At 69.3% G+C, this 16,034-nt stretch carries 13 protein-coding genes and 1 riboswitch; of the genes, 7 read left to right on the forward strand and 6 right to left on the reverse strand.

From position 1 onward, the window contains the following. The first annotated feature begins 141 nt into the window (after positions 1-141). The 4 genes from HV783_RS02905 to HV783_RS02920 all read left to right on the forward strand — a co-directional run bounded on the left by HV783_RS02905 (position 142) and on the right by HV783_RS02920 (position 3,251). On the forward strand, positions 142-459 hold the full coding sequence (locus tag HV783_RS02905; protein ID WP_049073231.1) for a co-chaperone GroES: 318 nt from the start codon (positions 142-144) through the stop codon (positions 457-459). Positions 460-490: 31 nt separating this feature from the next. Next, positions 491-2,113: a chaperonin GroEL gene (gene groL / locus HV783_RS02910; RefSeq protein WP_049073230.1), complete on the forward strand. Its 1,623-nt coding sequence runs from the start codon at positions 491-493 to the stop codon at positions 2,111-2,113. A 273-nt stretch (positions 2,114-2,386) separates the two neighbouring features. Next, a complete protein-coding gene (locus HV783_RS02915) occupies positions 2,387-2,830 on the forward strand; it encodes an Hsp20/alpha crystallin family protein (protein WP_054415783.1) in 444 nt (147 codons plus the stop codon). A gap of 34 nt (positions 2,831-2,864) precedes the next feature. Beyond that, on the forward strand, positions 2,865-3,251 hold the full coding sequence (locus tag HV783_RS02920) for an Hsp20/alpha crystallin family protein (RefSeq protein WP_116792185.1): 387 nt from the start codon (positions 2,865-2,867) through the stop codon (positions 3,249-3,251). Between the two features lie 82 nt (positions 3,252-3,333). Here HV783_RS02920 and HV783_RS02925 read toward each other — a convergent pair whose 3' ends face one another. Further along, positions 3,334-6,768 (reverse strand): autotransporter domain-containing protein, encoded by a 3,435-nt coding sequence (locus tag HV783_RS02925; protein WP_175188679.1) that lies wholly within the window; start codon positions 6,766-6,768, stop codon positions 3,334-3,336. A 261-nt stretch (positions 6,769-7,029) separates the two neighbouring features. On the opposite strand from HV783_RS02925, the gene HV783_RS02930 reads away from it, so the two are divergent. Next, positions 7,030-8,940 (forward strand): tetratricopeptide repeat protein, encoded by a 1,911-nt coding sequence (locus HV783_RS02930; RefSeq protein WP_175188680.1) that lies wholly within the window; start codon positions 7,030-7,032, stop codon positions 8,938-8,940. A gap of 188 nt (positions 8,941-9,128) precedes the next feature. On the opposite strand, the gene HV783_RS02935 is transcribed toward HV783_RS02930, so the two are convergent. Continuing rightward, on the reverse strand, positions 9,129-9,860 hold the full coding sequence (locus tag HV783_RS02935; protein ID WP_175188681.1) for an SDR family NAD(P)-dependent oxidoreductase: 732 nt from the start codon (positions 9,858-9,860) through the stop codon (positions 9,129-9,131). Between the two features lie 259 nt (positions 9,861-10,119). Here HV783_RS02935 and HV783_RS02940 point away from each other — a divergent pair, with 259 nt between their 5' ends. Further along, a complete protein-coding gene (locus tag HV783_RS02940; RefSeq protein ID WP_175188682.1) occupies positions 10,120-10,881 on the forward strand; it encodes an SDR family oxidoreductase in 762 nt (253 codons plus the stop codon). 14 nt (positions 10,882-10,895) lie between these two features. Here HV783_RS02940 and HV783_RS02945 read toward each other — a convergent pair whose 3' ends face one another. From HV783_RS02945 to HV783_RS02955, 3 genes are all read right to left on the reverse strand, one after another. After that, positions 10,896-11,510, reverse strand: a complete 615-nt coding sequence (locus HV783_RS02945) for an ABC transporter ATP-binding protein (protein ID WP_054502182.1) — start codon at positions 11,508-11,510, stop codon at positions 10,896-10,898. A gap of 204 nt (positions 11,511-11,714) precedes the next feature. Further along, positions 11,715-12,038 carry a YdcA family protein gene (locus HV783_RS02950; protein WP_144657947.1) on the reverse strand — a complete coding sequence of 108 codons (324 nt, stop codon included), beginning with the start codon at positions 12,036-12,038 and terminating at the stop codon, positions 11,715-11,717. Positions 12,039-12,040: 2 nt separating this feature from the next. Beyond that, positions 12,041-12,226, reverse strand: coding sequence for a VOC family protein (locus tag HV783_RS02955; protein WP_162876644.1), 186 nt, complete (start codon positions 12,224-12,226; stop codon positions 12,041-12,043). Between the two features lie 549 nt (positions 12,227-12,775). Next, a riboswitch (TPP riboswitch) is annotated at positions 12,776-12,909 on the forward strand. Positions 12,910-12,969: 60 nt separating this feature from the next. Here HV783_RS02955 and thiM point away from each other — a divergent pair. Continuing rightward, complete coding sequence (thiM, locus tag HV783_RS02960; RefSeq protein WP_054502176.1) at positions 12,970-13,791, forward strand: hydroxyethylthiazole kinase; 822 nt, start codon at positions 12,970-12,972, stop codon at positions 13,789-13,791. Positions 13,792-13,834: 43 nt separating this feature from the next. Here thiM and HV783_RS02965 read toward each other — a convergent pair whose 3' ends face one another. After that, positions 13,835-15,931: a TonB-dependent receptor gene (locus HV783_RS02965; protein WP_175188683.1), complete on the reverse strand. Its 2,097-nt coding sequence runs from the start codon at positions 15,929-15,931 to the stop codon at positions 13,835-13,837. Between the last annotated feature and the right edge of the window lie 103 nt (positions 15,932-16,034).

Consider the following 16,034-nt stretch of genomic DNA (forward strand, 5'->3'; position numbering starts at 1 on the left):
TTTTGACTCTTGAAGTGCCTTTGGCGCGCCCATAGATTTTTTGCGCATCCCGATCGCGGATGCCCGGCGCATGACGGCGCAATGCCGTGAGGAGGCGCCGGCGTTCACTTTTTGATGATCAAGACTTCAGGAGATAGAGTCATGAAGATCCGTCCCCTCTACGACCGGATTGTCGTCAAGCGAATCGAACAACAGCGCCAGACGGCTTCCGGGATCGTCATCCCCGATGCGGCCGCCGAAAAGCCCGAGCAAGGCGAAGTCCTGGCCGTCGGGCAGGGCAAGCGCAACGCCGACGGCTCCCTGCGCGAACCCGAACTCAAGGTGGGCGACCATGTCCTTTTCGGCAAGTACGCCGGCCAGACCGTGAAGGTCGACGGCGAAGAACTGCTGGTCATGCGCGAGGACGATGTCTTCGCCGTGCTCGCGCCGCGGGACAAGCAACTGAAGAAGGCCGCCTGAGGCCCGGCCATCGCGAACTGAGGAGCAAGACATGAGTGCCAAAGACGTCAAATTCCACGATAACGCCCGCACCCGCGTGGTCAAGGGCGTCAACATCCTGGCCGACGCCGTCAAGGTGACGCTCGGCCCCAAGGGCCGCAACGTGCTGCTCGAACGCAGCTTCGGCGCGCCCGTCATCACCAAGGACGGCGTCTCGGTCGCCAAGGAAATCGAACTGAAGGACAAGTTCGAGAACATGGGCGCGCAGATCGTCAAGCAGGTGGCCTCGAAGACGGCCGACGTGGCCGGCGACGGCACCACCACCGCCACCGTGCTGGCGCAGGCCATCGTGCAGGAAGGCATGAAGTACGTCGCCTCGGGCATGAACCCGATGGACCTGAAGCGCGGCATCGACCAGGCCGTCTCGGGCGTGGTCGAGGCGCTGCGCAAGCTGTCCAAGCCGATCTCCACCAGCAAGGAAACGGCGCAGGTGGCGGCGCTGTCGGCCAACGCGGATGAAGCCATCGGCAAGATCATCGCCGACGCGATGGACAAGGTCGGGCGCGAAGGCGTGATCACCGTCGAGGACGGCAAGTCGCTGGACAACGAGCTCGATATCGTCGAAGGCATGCAGTTCGATCGCGGCTACCTGAGCCCCTACTTCATAACCGATCCCGAGAAGCAGGTGGCGCAGCTCGACGACCCGCTGGTGCTGCTGTACGACAAGAAGATCTCCAACGTGCGTGAGCTGCTGCCGGTGCTGGAAAGCGCCGCCAAGGCCGGCAAGCCGCTGCTGATCGTGGCCGAGGATGTCGAAGGCGAAGCGCTCGCCACGCTGGTGGTCAACGCCATGCGCGGCGTGCTCAAGGTCACCGCGGTCAAGGCGCCGGGCTTCGGCGACCGCCGCAAGGCCATGCTGGAGGACATCGCCATCCTCACGGGCGCCACCGTCATCTCCGAAGAGACCGGCAAGCAGCTCGACAAGGCCACGCTGCAGGACCTGGGCAGCGCCAAGCGCATCGAGGTGCGCAAGGAAGACACCATCATCATCGACGGCGCCGGCAAGCAGGAAGCCATCGACGCCCGCGTCAAGACGCTGCGCAAGCAGATCGAGGACGCCACCAGCGACTACGACCGCGAGAAGCTGCAGGAACGCGTGGCCAAGCTGGCGGGCGGCGTGGCGGTCATCAAGGTGGGCGCCGCCACCGAAGTCGAGATGAAGGAAAAGAAGGACCGCGTCGACGATGCGCTGCACGCGACCCGCGCGGCGGTCGAGGAAGGCATCGTGCCCGGCGGCGGCGTGGCGCTGCTGCGCGCCCGCGCCTCCATCCAGGACCTCAAGGGCGCCAATGCCGACCAGGATGCCGGCATCCGCATCGTGCGGCGCGCGCTGGAGGCGCCGCTGCGCGCCATCGTGGCCAACGCCGGCGAAGAACCGTCGGTGGTGGTGGCCAAGGTGGCGGACGCCAAGGGCAATTTTGGCTATAACGCGGCCACCGGCGAGTACGGCGATCTGGTGGAGATCGGCGTGGTCGACCCGACCAAGGTCACCCGCACCGCGCTGCAGAACGCGGCGTCGATCGCCGGCCTGATCCTGACGACGGACGCCACCGTCGCGCAGGCCGCCGAAGAGACCAAGCCGCAGGCGGCGCCGGCCGAAGCCATGGACTTCTGATCCGGCTCGGACCGGGGCAGCGTGAAGGCATCGCGCCACGGGCGCGGTGCCTTTTTTTTGCGTCGCGGCGCGCGACCGCCCCCCCTTCCGGGTCCTCGCGGGCCGCTCTTCAATGGCGTCTATGCATTCGCACCAACCGATTTCACGAATCAAAAACGCGGGATCTTGAATCCGCGCGGACCGCACTTATATCTCTGTTGAAGCGGTCGAGCGGCTGGCGATTGCGACGCATGAAGCGGCCCCGATCCTGTCCAACCATCTTGGGAGGTAATCATGGCGAACTACCCATTCACCGATACCGGTGTCGAGTCCTTCTTCGACGCGGTCCAGGAACAGATGGACCGCATCCTGCGCGGCGCGGGCCTGCCCGCCAACCTGCGCGCCCTGCCGCGCGGACATTTTCCGCCGGTCAATATCGGCGTGTCGGATGATGCCGCGGTCGTGGTGGCATTCATTCCCGGCATCGACCCGGACACCCTGAAAGTGTCCATCGAAAAGGGCCTGCTGACGATCAGCGGCACGCGCGAGACGCAGGCGCTGCCCGAGAACGCGCGCTATTACGCGCGTGAACGCGCCGACGGTTCATTCACGCGCGCCATCGAACTGCCGGCCGACGTCGACGCGGACAACGTGCAGGCGCGCTATGTCGACGGCTGCCTGCTGGTCTCCATCAAGAAGAAGGAGTCGTCCAAGCCGCGTCTCATCCCGGTGCAGTAACGCCCGCCAATCGCACTATTCAGGAGATAGCATCATGAATACGCGTAACGAACTCGTTGTCGAACAAGAAGGCCGCGCCGCGCCGCGGCGCCCCGCCACCCTGCCCGCCGTGGACATTTTCGAGGACACCGCCGGCGTCACGGTGCTGGCCGACCTGCCGGGCGTCACCAAGGAGCGCCTGAACATCAAGGTCGAATCCGACGTGCTCGTCATCGAAGGCGAAGCCGCCGTGCCAGTGCCGCAGGAACTGCGCCTGATCCACGGCGAACTGCGCGAGCCGCTGTTTCGCCGCTCGTTCCGGCTGGGGCCGGAATTCGACAAGGACGCGATCAGCGCCAACCTCAAGCAAGGGGTCCTGACGCTGCGCGTGCCGCGTGTGCGCGAAGCGCAGCCGCGCCAGATTCCGGTGACGGTGGCGTAAACGATGCGCCGCGCCGCGGGGCCACCGTGGCGCGGCGTCCTGATGCGTTTCCGCGGCCGGCTCCCACCCTGCCGCCGTGGATTCAGAAGCGATATCTCACTTCCAGCGACCCGGTGTTCTGCCGGTTGCCATCGCCGAACTGCCCGCCGTACAGCGCGCTCACCGTGGTGCGCTTGCTGACGTCGATGCCCACGCCAAGCTCGACCACCGCGGCGTCGCGCGCCACAGGGGCGCCCGTCACCGAAAACGCGTCCCCGCCCTGCACGAAGGACATCGTGCTGAGCGGATTGCGGTCGCCGAAGGCGTGGCGCCATCCCAGCGTGCCCCGCACCGCGCCGCGCGCGCCGGCGCTCTCGAAATCGCTGCGCGCGTGCAGGCCCAACGTGGTGGTCGTGATGCGGCTGCGGCCGCTCTCGCCGCGCAACGCCGCGTCGCCGCCGGATTCGGAAAAGCCGCGGGTACGCAGGTCGCTGAAGTTGGCGCCGACGAAAGGCTCGAGCGTGACCCGGTCATTCAACGGCACGGCATAACCGAGTTCACCGAAGACCTGGCCGGTGCTGGCGCCGTAGCTGGCCTTGAGCGTCTGGTCCAGGCCCGCGGCGGCGGTGCTGCGCCGGGTGTCGACGTCGTGCCAGGTATAGGCGGCCCCCAGGCTGAGATTGATCCGGCCCGCGCCGGCCTCGAAGGCCCGGCCGCCATACAGCGTGACGCTGTAGCTGTCGACGTCGGCGCTGGAGGCCCGGTCGCTGGTGCGGCTGCGGCTGTTGGTGTAGCCGAGCGCGCCGCCCAGACGCCATTGCGCGCCGACCGCCACGTCGCCGCCGAGGATCATGCCCGAGTCAGTCTGCGTGGTACGGGCGGCGTTGCCGTCGCCGCCCAGGGTGGTCCAATTGCCGAACACCTGAGTCCAGAGCGGCTGCGCATTCGATTGCGGCAGCGACGCGGCATCGCCCCTGCCCAGTTGCGCCGTCGGCGCGCCCGGCGCCCAGCCGGCGCCCAGGTTGGCGCGCAGCCGCGACAGCGGCATCTGCGCCATGGCGCCGGTGGCGCCCTGCAGGATCGACATCGCGCTGGCATGCGCTTCGCCGGAGAGCGCATCGAACGCCTGCGCGGGCATGCCGTCGGGCAGGTTCAACACGTGCCGGTACAGTGCGCTATCGGGCGCCAGGCTCTGCAGGGCCCGCGCCACCGCGCGCTGGTTACCGCTGGCCGCGGCGTCGACAAACTGGATCGGGCGCGAGCCGCCGTCATCCGACGGGACCTGCTTGAGGCTCACCACCAGATCGACGCGCTGGCTGTCGTAGGCCAGTGAAGGCGTCAGGAACGCCAGGTTGCTCGAGACACTGTCGAATCGTCCCAGCACGCCATTGTCCGCGGTCAGGATGGTATAGGTGGTGGAAGGCGCATAGTTGCCGTTCTGACCGATATGCAGCACGGATCCCGCCAGGTTGGCGCCGCCGGCCACCCGCACACTGCTGGCCAAGCCATCCGGCGTGGTGGCGACGCGGTAGACGGCTCCCGGTTGGAAGGTCAGGTCCCCCTGCACGTTCATGCGGCCCGTGGGAAGGTTGGCGCTACCCGGCGCCAGGGTGGCGCCGGACGCGATGGTCACATCGCCCAGCGTTCCGGAGCCGGACAGCGTCGACCCGCTCGCGGCAAGCACCTGGCCGCCAAGCTTGCCGTCCACCTGCAACGTGCCGGCCGCCACCTGTGTCGCGCCCGTGTAGGCGCTGCTGTCGCCGGTCAGCGCCAGCGTCCCGGCTCCCAGCTTCGTCGTTGCGCCCGCGCCGGAAATCGCGCCCGCGTAGACGGCATCGTCGGCGCGATCGAACCGCAGGTTCGCGTTGTTGACGATATTGCCGCTCAACGAGCCGCGATTGCCGCCATCGCCCACTTGCAGCGTGCCCGCGTCGACCACCGTGGTGCCCGCGAAGGCGTTCTCGCCGGCCAGCACCAAGGTGCCGGCGCCGGCCTGGCGCACCTGTCCGGCGCCGCGCAGTATCCCGTCGAAGCGGATCGCATCGCCGCGATTGAAGACCAGCGCCGCGCCCGCCGCGATGTCCGCGTCGCCGGCCAGGCTGCCCGAGTTGGCGCCGTTGCCTATCTGCAGGGTGCCCGCTTGCACGAAAGTGCCACCGGCATGGTTACCGGCGCCGGTGAGGATGACGGTGCCGCTGCCAGTCAGGCTCAGCCCTCCCGCGCCGGACAGCGTGCCGGACAGCGTCATGCCGTTGGCGCCGGTGACCGTCAGCCCGCCTGGGCCCAGCACGAAGTCATTCGACATGCTCAACGCCCCCGGCACACCGGCGGCGGCGATCGCGCCCCCATTCGCGCTGATCGGGCCGAGTCCTAGCATGGCGCCGTGCTGCAGCGTCGCCAGGCCGCCGTTGAGCGTCACGCTGCCGCCGGAGACCAGGGGCGAATCCTGCAATATCCAGGAACCGCTGTTGATACGCAGGTTCTGGAAGTTGACGTAGGTCAGCCCGGAGATGGCGGTGACCGCCCCTCCCGTGCCGCTGCCGGTGCCGGCGGACGGCAGCGCGTTCTGCAGCACCAGCGTGTTGCCCCCGCCCACGCCGCCATCGATCGTGCCGGCGGGCGCGAAGGCAAGCCCGGGCTGACCGGCCACCGGCAGGTCGGCCGACGAGGATCCCGAACCGCGAAACACGACGGAACCCGAAACGGCGGTGAAGGTATTGTTGCCGCCCTGGCCCAGCGATACGCCGCCGACGATGGTCCCGGCATTGGTGAAACTGTGCCCCTCGCCGGAAATGCCGGCGGCTGCGAACGCGACGCGGCCGACGATGGTGCCGGTACGGTCGTTGAGGAATTCCACCTTCGCGCCGCCGTAAGCGGCAATGACGGCCTTGTCCGCCGCCGCGGTGACGGTGCCGTCCACATCTCTGCTGCTTATCATGCCAGCGTTGGTGAGGTAGCTCGTCCCGCCGCTGCCGTTCTGCACGGCCACGGCCATGCCCAGGAGCGACGGCAGGCTGGAGCCGCCGCCGACGCCGGGGGTGACGCCGACAATCGTCCCCGTCACCCCATTGGTCACCCGTGTGACGCTGGCCGAACTGTTGCCGACGAACACGCCGGTCGACCCGGCCGAATTCACGCCAAGCGGGTTGGGGTCGATCCTGCCATCGTTCGACACGGTCACGTTGCTGCCGGTCAGGCTGAGCGCGGTGCCGCCGCCGGGCGGTATGACGCCCAACGACCCCGTGCCAGTCACGGTGACCTCCAGGTTATTGGATGCATCCGCGTAGGACGGCGTGACAGGATTGGCTGGCGAGGCGCATTGGACGAGAAGGCCGACGCGGATACAGTCCGCCTGGGCCGCCCCGCCGGTCCCGGCCAGCGCGAGCGCCAGCGCGGCGCCCAGCGCATGACGGCGCGGCAGGCAAGGCAGGACGGGGCCGGGCGAGATCCCGCCCGCGCGCGCTTGCGATGCCAGTTCCGACGCCGCTTGCCAGACGCGCAGGCGACGGTTCCATACCAGACGGTAGATGTGGTTCAAAGCGGGATCCCTTGTTTTTGCGACGGCCTGCGTCATCCTGGCCCACCGTGAAGGTGGCACGAACGCATGCGATCAGCGCGGCGCGCCCACGACAGGACGAGCCGACCTTTTTTGGCCGATGGGCGGAATATTTGCGCACAATATAGCCCGCGCCAGGGCGGCTGAAGCGAAAAGAAAAGGCGGAATCACTGGTCAATTCCTGCCCACCGCGAAGATAATCGCACTTTTGCCGCCAATGCCGATTTACAAGGAGCGACCTTCTTGGGCCCGACCGCCGACCGCGCCGCCCCGCCGTTGACCGTCCGCGAGGCGATCGCCCTGGCCCACACGCACTGGAACGCCGGTCAGGCCGCGCAAGCCGAAGACCTTTGCCTGCGCGTGCTGGACGCGGTTCCCGACCAGCCCGACGCGCGGCATTTGCTCGGCCTGATCGCGCATGCGTACGGCCATCCAGCGCTGGCGCTGGCGCATCTGCGCGCGGCCTGCCAGTCGCCCGCGGCGCCGGCCGCCTATTGCAGCAATCTGGCGGAAGTGTGCCGCCAGCAGGGACGGCTCGACGAAGCCGAGGCGGCCGCCCGCCGCGCGGTGGCCGCCGACCCGGGGCTGGCCGAGGGCTGGAACAACCTGGGCATCATCCTGCAGGAGGCAGGCCAGTTGGCCGCCAGCCTCGATTGCCTGCAGCGCGTGGCCGCATTGCTGCCCGACAGCGCGCAGGCCCACAACAACCTGGGCAACACCTGCAAGCGCCTGGGCGACAACCCGCAGGCGCTGGTGCATTACCGGCGCGCCCTGGAATTGGACCCGGACTACGCGCAGGCCTTGAGCAACATGGCGGTGGCGTTGGGCGACGAGGGCCGGCACGAGGCCGCCCTGGCCGCCATCCGGCGCGCCATCGAGCTCGATCCGCTGCTGCCGCAGGCGCACCTGAATCTGGCCGCGCTGGAACGTGCGCGGCCACGCCCAGGCCAGGCCCGGGCAATTCCCGGCGGCGCCCCGGCGCCGGCCGCGCCGCCCGATGAACATGCGCTGGGCGAGGCCGAGGCGCTGCTCCGCGAGGGCCGCTACGCCCAGGCCGAAAGGTTGCTACGCGACGCGCTGGCGCAGGCGGGGCGTCATGTCGCGCTATTGCGCCTGCTGGTCCAGGCCCTGCGGCCGCAAGGAAAGCTGCGGGAAGCGCGCGACGCCCTGGAGCACGTGCTGCGCGCGGAGCCGGGCGACACGGGGTCGCGCTTCGAGCTGGCCGAGGTGCTGCTGACGGAGGGCGATTTCGATGCCGGCTGGCGCGAATACCGCTACCGCTATCACCTGGCGCACACGGCGGCGCTGGCCCGCCACGTGCAAAAGCCGCGCTGGGACGGCCGGCCGATCCCCGGCCAGACGCTGCTGCTGCATGACGAGCAAGGCTACGGCGATACCTTCCAGTTCCTGCAACTGGTGGCACTGGCCCGCGCGCGCAGCGGCGCGCGCATCGTCCTGGAGGTCAAGGAGCCATGCCACGCACTGGCGCGGCGCAGCGACGGGATTGATGAAGTCATCGTCGCCGGTTCGCCGCCGCCGCCGTTCGATCTGCACTGCGAGCTGATGAGCCTGCCGCTGGCGCTGGGCCTGCGCCTTGACGACCTGCCCGTGCGCACCGCCTACCTGCGCGCCGACCCGGCCCGCGTGGCTCGCTGGCGCGCGCGGCTGGCGGACCTGCCGCGCCCCCTGGTCGGCCTGGCCTGGGCGGGCAGGCCGACCCATCCGCGCGACGCGCAGCGTTCCCTGGCGCTGGCCGATATGGCGCCGCTGGCACAGCCTGGCGTCACTTTCATCGGCCTGCAGGTCGGCGAGGCGTCCGCCCAGGCGGCCTCGCCCCCGCCGGGCCTGAACCTGGTGCCGTTGGGCCAGGATATCCACGACTTCGACGACACCGCGGCCATCCTGACCCTGCTGGATGTGCTGGTGTCGGTGGATTCATCGCCGGTTCATCTGGCCGGCGCGCTGGGCTGCCCGGCCTGGGCGCTATTGCCCTTCGCGTCCGACTGGCGCTGGCTGCGCGAGCGCCGCGACAGTCCCTGGTATCCGTCGGTGCGCCTGTTCCGCCAATCGGCCCCGGATGCGTGGCAGCCGGTGTTGGAAGAGGTGGCGGTCGCGCTGCGTGCCTTGCAGGCGGCCCGTTCCGCCACCGAATGACGTTCCGCCCCTTCCTCGCCGGCCGCTCCAAAACCTGACGACCCGCTCCACGGCAAAGCCGCGCACTTTGGCGCCGAACATGGAGCGGCCGGAAATGCCACGCGCGTCGCCCGCGAACCGCGACTGCGTCGGCTCCAGCGCGCGGCGCCGCGGCCGCCGCAATGCCGTCACGCAGGCGCCGGACCGCGTCAGGGCAGCCCGACTCCAGTGGCGCCTTGCAGGGTTTGCAGCAGACGCGCCTGGAAGGGCTCGTCATGCGTGGCCGGATGCGGTTCGCGCCGCGCCTGGTGATGCCAGTAGCCGCCGCTGCGCAGCGCGTCGGCATCATCGGTCGCCGCCAGCCAGGCTTGCGTGACGTGTCCCAGGCTGAGATCGTCCGGCGCGTTGGGCCCGCCCATCTTGGTGGGCACCCAGCCGGGATCGACCGCTTGGCTGATCACATCCGGCCAGCGGCGCGCCACGGCCGCCATCAACGCCGTCACGAACAGCTTGCTGTCCGAATACGAGCCGCTTTCGCGGCCGCCATCCCAGGCCATGCCGTCCAGGTCCGGCCTGCCGTCGTAGTGCATTTCACTGCTCAGGTAGACCAGCCGTCGCGGCCGCGCCATCAAGGCGGTCAGCACATACGGCGCGATGACATTGACTGGCAGGATGGCCGGGCCGGTGAAGACGCCCGCATTGTGGATGACCGCGTCCATCCGGCCCAGCGCATTGAGCTGGTCCGCCAGCTCCCGCGTCTGCGCCAGGTCGGCCAGGTCGCCCACCACCGCCAGCGCCCCTTGCGACAATAATTCCCGCGCGGCGCCCAGGCGCTCGCGATTGCGCCCGTGCACGACCACCATGTGGCCGTCCGCCAGCAGCGCGCGCGCGGCCGCCAGTCCCAGGCCATCGACCGAACCGGTGATGAAGATGCGTGCCATGAATCCACTCCTTGAAAACCGGGCGCGGGCCGGGCAAGCCTTGCGCGGCCGCCATCGACACCGCGCCATGCGCAGGCGACTGCAGTGTATCGGCATCGCCCGCCCGACGACGCCTTGACCCGCCGGCGCATCCGGGAATTCCGGCGCCCGTCGCGTGGAACAGCCTTGGATGCGCGGATCCGCGCGAAGTATAGTGACCGGCGCGGCGCAGGCGCGCCCGACGCCCCCATCCCGAACTTCGCAGCAGGAGCCCCTTTTCATGGCCACCGAATCCCAAGCCCCCGTCATCCTGATCACCGGCGGCAGCCGCGGCGTCGGCGCCGCCACCGCGCGGCTGGCCGCCGCGCAGGGCTATGACGTGGCGATCAGCTATGTCTCGAACGAAGTGGCGGCGCGGGCGGTGGTCGCCGACGTCCAGGCCCTGGGGCGCCGCGCCCTGGCCGTGCGCGCCGACAGCGCGGACCCGCAACAGGTCGCCCATCTGTTCGCCGCCATCGATCAGGCATTCGGCCGTCTGGACGTGCTGGTGAACAACGCCGCGATCATCGCGCGGCAATCGCGCGTGGAGGACCTGACGTTCGAACGGATGCAACGGGTCTTCGCCGTCAACGCCATCGGCCCCATGCTGTGCGCGCAACAGGCGGCCCGGCGCATGTCCCAGCGCCACAACGGCCGGGGCGGCGCCATCATCAACGTGTCATCGGGCGCGGCGCGGCTCGGCAGCCCCAATGAATACGTGGACTACGCCGCCTCGAAGGGCGCGCTGGAGAGTTTCACGATCGGCTTTTCCAAGGAAGTGGCGCGCGAAGGCATTCGCGTGAACGTCGTGCGTCCCGGCCACATCTATACCGAGATGCACGCCAGCGGCGGCGAACCGGGGCGGGTGGACCGCATCAAGGACACCGTGCCCATGGGCCGCGGCGGCCAGCCCGAGGAAGTGGCGCGCGCCATCCTGTGGCTGGCCGGCGCCGAGGCCTCGTACGTCACCGGGACATTCGTCGACGTCACCGGAGGCAAGTAACCGGCGGCGCCGCGCTAGCGCAGCGCGGCCACCTCCATGACGGTTGCCCCGCAGGCCTGCACCAGTTCGGGATCGTGGCTGGCGAACAGCACCACGCGGTCCCGGCCCCAGGCCATGAACAGCTCGGCCAGTTCACGCCGCGCCGGCGTATCCAGCCCGTTGCTGGGGCCGTCGGCGATGACCACGGCCGGATCGCCCAGGGCGGCCGCGGTCAGGTAGACCTTGCGGCGCGTGCCCGTGGACATCTGCTCGAAGCGCTTGTCCAGGTGCGGTTCCAGCCCCAGCCGCGCGGCCAGGTCGAGCACCGCGTCATCCACCGCCACGCCCTTCTCCGCCGCGACTTGCTGGAGCAAGCCGCGCCCGGTCTGCTGCGGCGACGCCAGGCAGTTGTCGGGCACGTAGGCAAGGCGGGACTTGGCCAGTTGGGGCGATCCGCCCAGCGAATGGCCCTCGATCCAGACCTCGCCGCCATCCGGCGCGATCACGCCCGCGATGATGGCGAGCAGGCTGGATTTACCGGTGCTGTCCTCTTCGCACAGCGCCACGCAGCCGGGGCCGAAGGTGTGCGTCAGCCCCTGGAAGACGAGATGGTCGCCGTAGCGTTTGGTGAGATGGTCAATGCGCAGCATGGCGCCAGTGTACGCAGGAACGTGCCGCCCCGCCAGGACCGCGCGGCGCCTGCCGCCCAACCCGCCGGGCCGCCCCCGACCACGCGACGACACGCCAGGCCCCGGCCATGCGCGACGGCGCGGCCACCGCTACTCGCCCCCGCCTGGCCTCGATGGCGAAGGTCTGGAAGCACTTGAAGCGCGAGGCCACGTGACGGCAGCGCGTCACTTCCTCAGGTACGACTTTTTTCCGCTGTCCGAATAGCAGAAGGTTCCGCCGCGCGGGCCCGTACAGTATTGGCCGTCGCGGCAGTGGCACGTGCCGCTCGAACCGGCCGCGGGTGGCGGCGACACCAGGGATTGGGCGGCGCCGTCCGGGCCCGTGCAGACACGCTTCGAGGCGCTGATCGAACCATCACGGCAGAGGAACTTCTCCCCGGCACAGCGTTCCACGCCGCCCTTCTTGCCGGAACAGGGGGTGTTCGCCGAATGAGCCGTGGTCGCGAACGATACGGCCAGCGCGGCCAGCGCCAGGATCAGCGCGCGCATCGTCAATGCGCCGCCGGTCGATCGCCGACCCAGGCCGAGAAGCGCAGCAGATAGCCATCGGGGTCCTGCACCAGGAACTGGCGCACGCCCACTTCGATCGCATCGCTGCGATACCAGAAAGCCAGGCTGCGCGACAGGTCGGCCAGCAGCAACTCCGGAACCATTCGGGCTCGGCGTAATTCGGTCATGCGTGTCTCCATTTTCAGGGTGTTCGGCATGATGACAGAACCGGTGGCGCCCCGCCTTCGCGGTGAAAGAACAGCGGCTCCATGCCGCCTTTGCCGCGGTCCAGGTACTCGAACGCCACCCGCTCCCCGGGAAGCGCCGGACCGCCGCCATGGCTGAGGTTGTACAGTTCACCGCCCAGCCGATAGACATATAGCGGGGTCCAGGACGTCGACTCCGGCATTAGTACCTTGTAGGTCAGGACCTCGTCCACCCGGCCGCGCACGCCGTACTTGACCGTCGCGCGCCGTGGTCGAGGGCCCCCACAGCCAGATCCCGGCGAAGAGAACCGTGATGGCCAGGAACAGCATGAAACACACCGCACCCAGGACCGTTTCCGCGCGGTGAAAGTTCGTATGCCGGCGCAACCATGCCAGGTCCTGCTCGGTCAACGCCTCATCGTGGGTCTGCATGCCGCGCGCCTCCTCGTCTCGATCCGATTGCCCGCCATGATGACAGAAGCGCCGGGCTCGCCCGGCTTGACAAGCCCCCCTCCCCCCTCCGAACATAGCCCCATCCACCCGGGGAGCTTCGGCAAGAAGCTGAGATTCCGATGGCGGCCGCGCCCAGCGCGGCACGCGGCGCGAGAGACCCGTTGAACCTGATCCAGACAATCCTGGCGTAGGGAAGGTGCGCATCCCGCCGGCCCGCCATGCCGCGCCACGCCGCCCCGCCCCGCCCGTTGTCCCCTTAAGGACCCGCCGGCATGGCCTCCCTCACTCCTACCCTGTCCGACCTGGCGCTGGCTTCGCGCGACCTGTATGCGGCCGTGCGCCGCGACGCGCCGCTGGTGCAGTGCCTGACCAACTTCGTGTCGATGAACACCGCGGCCAATACGCTGCTGGCCATCGGCGCCTCGCCAGCAATGGTGCACGCGGCGGAGGAAGCGCCCGAATTCGCCGCCATCAGCGGCGCGGTGGTGATCAATATCGGCACGCTCTCGGCCCCCTGGCTGGACAGCATGCTGCGGACCGCCGCCGCCGCCAGCCAGGCGGACACGCCCTGGGTGCTGGATCCGGTGGCGCACCACGCCACCGCGTTCCGCCGCGACGCGGTGCGGCGCCTGCTGGACCTGCGGCCCGCCGTGATCCGCGGCAACGCGTCGGAGATCATCGCGCTGGGAGGCGGCCAGAGCGCCAGCAAGGGCGTGGATGCGCGCGACCCGGTGCAGCAGGCCGAGCAGGCGGCGCGCGAGCTGGCGCGGGCCCGCGCCACGGTGGTGGCGGTGACGGGAGAAGTGGATTTCGTGACAGACGGCCAGCGCGAGGTGCGCGTGGCCGGCGGATCGCCGCTGATGCCTCAGGTCACGGCCACGGGCTGCGCGCTGACGGCGGTGGTCGGCGCCTTTGCGGCGGTGGCGCGCGCTGACGCCTACACCGCGGCGGTGGCGGCGCTGTCCTGCTTCGGCATCGCCGGCCGGCGCGCCGGGGCGCTGGCGGAAGGCCCCGGCTCGTTCGCGTGGCGCTTCCTCGACGCGCTGGCGGCGCTGGAGACCGACAGCCTGACGGCCGAGTCGCCACTGCGCTGAAACCACATCCGCGCGCCCTGTCGGCGCGCGGACGCCTTTCCATTTACATGCGGTACTGCAGGCTCAGCATGGCGTTGCGCGGCGCGCCCGGCATGTTCAGGTTGGGGCTGGTGCCGTGCGCCGAGACGATGTAGCCGGCATTGAACAGGTTGTACACGTTCAACTGCACCGAGTACGGCCCCTGGCGCCACCACGCCGCCGCGTCCGCCGTGAGGTAGCCCGGCAGCGTAACCGTGTTGCCCGGGTTGGCGAAGCGCGCGCCCACCAGGTTCAGACCGGCGCCAGCGCCGAAGCCGTCGCCCAGGTCCTTGGTGATCCAGACGTTGCCGGCATGGCGCGGCGTCAGCGTGGCGCGCTTGCCCTCCACGTCCTTGCCCGCGTCGCGCGCCACCGACTGCGTCACGCGCGCGTCCAGATAGGCATAGCCCAGCATCGCGCGCCAGCCGTTGGACAGGTCGCCTGACAGGGTCCACTCGGCGCCGTCGGTGCGCTGCGTGCCCACCGGCACCAGCGTGTTGGTCACCGGGTTGGTCACCTTGATGTCGGTGCGCTCCAGGCGGAACACCGACACCGTGGTCGACAGCTTGCCATCCAGGAAATCGTACTTGGCGCCGACTTCATAGTTGGTGGTCTTCTCCGGCGCCAGGTCGACGTTGTTGGCCGCCAGCGCGAAGGCCTCGCCCGAGGGCTGGTAGGAACGGCTCCACGACACGTAGTACGACTGCACGCTGTCCGGCTGGAACACCAGGCCCAGGCGCGGGCTCAGGTTGGAGTCGGTGCGCTGCAGGTTCTGGCCGCTGCGGCGGTCCTCGGTCTTCTGCTCGAAGCGGTCATGGCGCACGCCGCCCAGCACCTTCCAGTGCTCGCCCAGCGACACCATGTCCTGCACATACAGGCCGAGCGTGCTGAAGCGGCCCAGGTTGTCGGAGCCAGGCGCGCCCACGGCCTGCCGCCGCAGCGTCGGCAGTTGCGGATCGAACAGGTTGACCACCGCCACGTTGGGGTTGGAATAGCTCACCAGGTCCTTGTTCTGCTGGCCCACCTCGACGCCGTAGAGGACGTCGTGGCGCACCGATCCCCACTGCACGCGCTGCATCAGCTCGGTCTGGTTGGTCCAGCCGTGTTCGTCGCGCAGCACGTTGCCGTGGGTCAGTGACACGGTCTGCGCGGCTTCGTTGACCGAACCCGGCAGCGTGTTGTTGCGGTTCAACGTGTAGTGGTAGTAGCGCGTGGCATTGCGCAGCGACCAGTTGTCATTGAAGCGGTGCGTCAGCGTGCCGGCGTACGACTGCACGCGGGTCTGGGTGTAGTCGGTGTCCCGCGCGTTCTCGGCGCCGTAGTAGGTGGACGGGTCCACGTCCACCGGCCGGCCATGGTAGGCCGGGATGCCGAAGTCCGTCAGGCGGCGGTCTTCCAGGAATTCGGTCTGCAGCAGGAAGGTGGTGTTCTCGCCCAGCTTGAACTGGGCCGACGGCGCGATCGCCTTGCGATCGATGAACTGCTTGTCGCGGTAGCTGTCGCCCTTTTCCACCGCGCCCGTCATGCGCCAGGCCATGCTGCCGCTGTCGTTGGCGCGGCCCAGGTCCAGGTCGAGGCGGCGGTCGTTCCACGAACCGTAGCTCAGGCCGACCTGCGAGATGTCCTCGCCCGGCTTCTTGGTGATGCGGTTGATCAGGCCGCCGGACGAACCGCGGCCGTACAGCACCGCCGCCGGCCCCTTGATGACGTCGATGCGTTCGACGTTGGACAGGTCGCGGAAGTACAGCGCGTCATCGCGGAAGCCGTCGACGAACTGGTCGGCGATCGCGGTGAAGCCGCGGATCGACACCTGGTCGCGCTGGCCGTCGCCGGTCGAGAAGCTGACGCCCGGCACGTTCTTGAGCGCGTCCTGCACCGACATGGCGTGCTGGTCGCGCAGCACCTGCGCCGGCACCACGTTCACCGTCTGGGGAATGTCGCGCAGCGGCGCGTCGATCTTGGTGGCGCTGGTGGACGCGGGCGGGTTGTAGCTTTGCGCGGTGTCATCGGCGCCGACGACGCTGATCGCGGGCAGGGTGGCGGCGGGCGCGGCGGCCTGGGCGTGGACGGCCAAGGGGGCCGCGGCGAACAGGGCGGCGGTGAGGGGGCGGAGGACGTGCATGGCCTGCGGGTCTTTTCGAAGTCGTTTGAAACGGAAGAAACCGCCATTCTCTTGACAACGAGAATCACTCGCAATGCTTTTATCATTACGTTGCCTGGGGGCC

It is taken from the genome of Achromobacter dolens (assembly GCF_902859745.1).
GTDB lineage: Bacteria > Pseudomonadota > Gammaproteobacteria > Burkholderiales > Burkholderiaceae_B > Achromobacter > Achromobacter dolens.

Coding starts and splice junctions, on each gene's coding strand:
- HV783_RS02950 (WP_144657947.1), bottom strand. CDS start 12,038: ATGCGCGCGCTGATCCTGGCGCTGGCCGCGCTGGCCGTATCGTTCGCG.
- HV783_RS02955 (WP_162876644.1), bottom strand. CDS start 12,226: ATGACCGAATTACGCCGAGCCCGAATGGTTCCGGAGTTGCTGCTGGCC.
- HV783_RS02940 (WP_175188682.1), top strand. CDS start 10,120: ATGGCCACCGAATCCCAAGCCCCCGTCATCCTGATCACCGGCGGCAGC.
- thiM (WP_054502176.1), top strand. CDS start 12,970: ATGGCCTCCCTCACTCCTACCCTGTCCGACCTGGCGCTGGCTTCGCGC.
- HV783_RS02935 (WP_175188681.1), bottom strand. CDS start 9,860: ATGGCACGCATCTTCATCACCGGTTCGGTCGATGGCCTGGGACTGGCG.
- HV783_RS02965 (WP_175188683.1), bottom strand. CDS start 15,931: ATGCACGTCCTCCGCCCCCTCACCGCCGCCCTGTTCGCCGCGGCCCCC.
- HV783_RS02905 (WP_049073231.1), top strand. CDS start 142: ATGAAGATCCGTCCCCTCTACGACCGGATTGTCGTCAAGCGAATCGAA.
- HV783_RS02915 (WP_054415783.1), top strand. CDS start 2,387: ATGGCGAACTACCCATTCACCGATACCGGTGTCGAGTCCTTCTTCGAC.
- groL (WP_049073230.1), top strand. CDS start 491: ATGAGTGCCAAAGACGTCAAATTCCACGATAACGCCCGCACCCGCGTG.
- HV783_RS02920 (WP_116792185.1), top strand. CDS start 2,865: ATGAATACGCGTAACGAACTCGTTGTCGAACAAGAAGGCCGCGCCGCG.
- HV783_RS02945 (WP_054502182.1), bottom strand. CDS start 11,510: ATGCTGCGCATTGACCATCTCACCAAACGCTACGGCGACCATCTCGTC.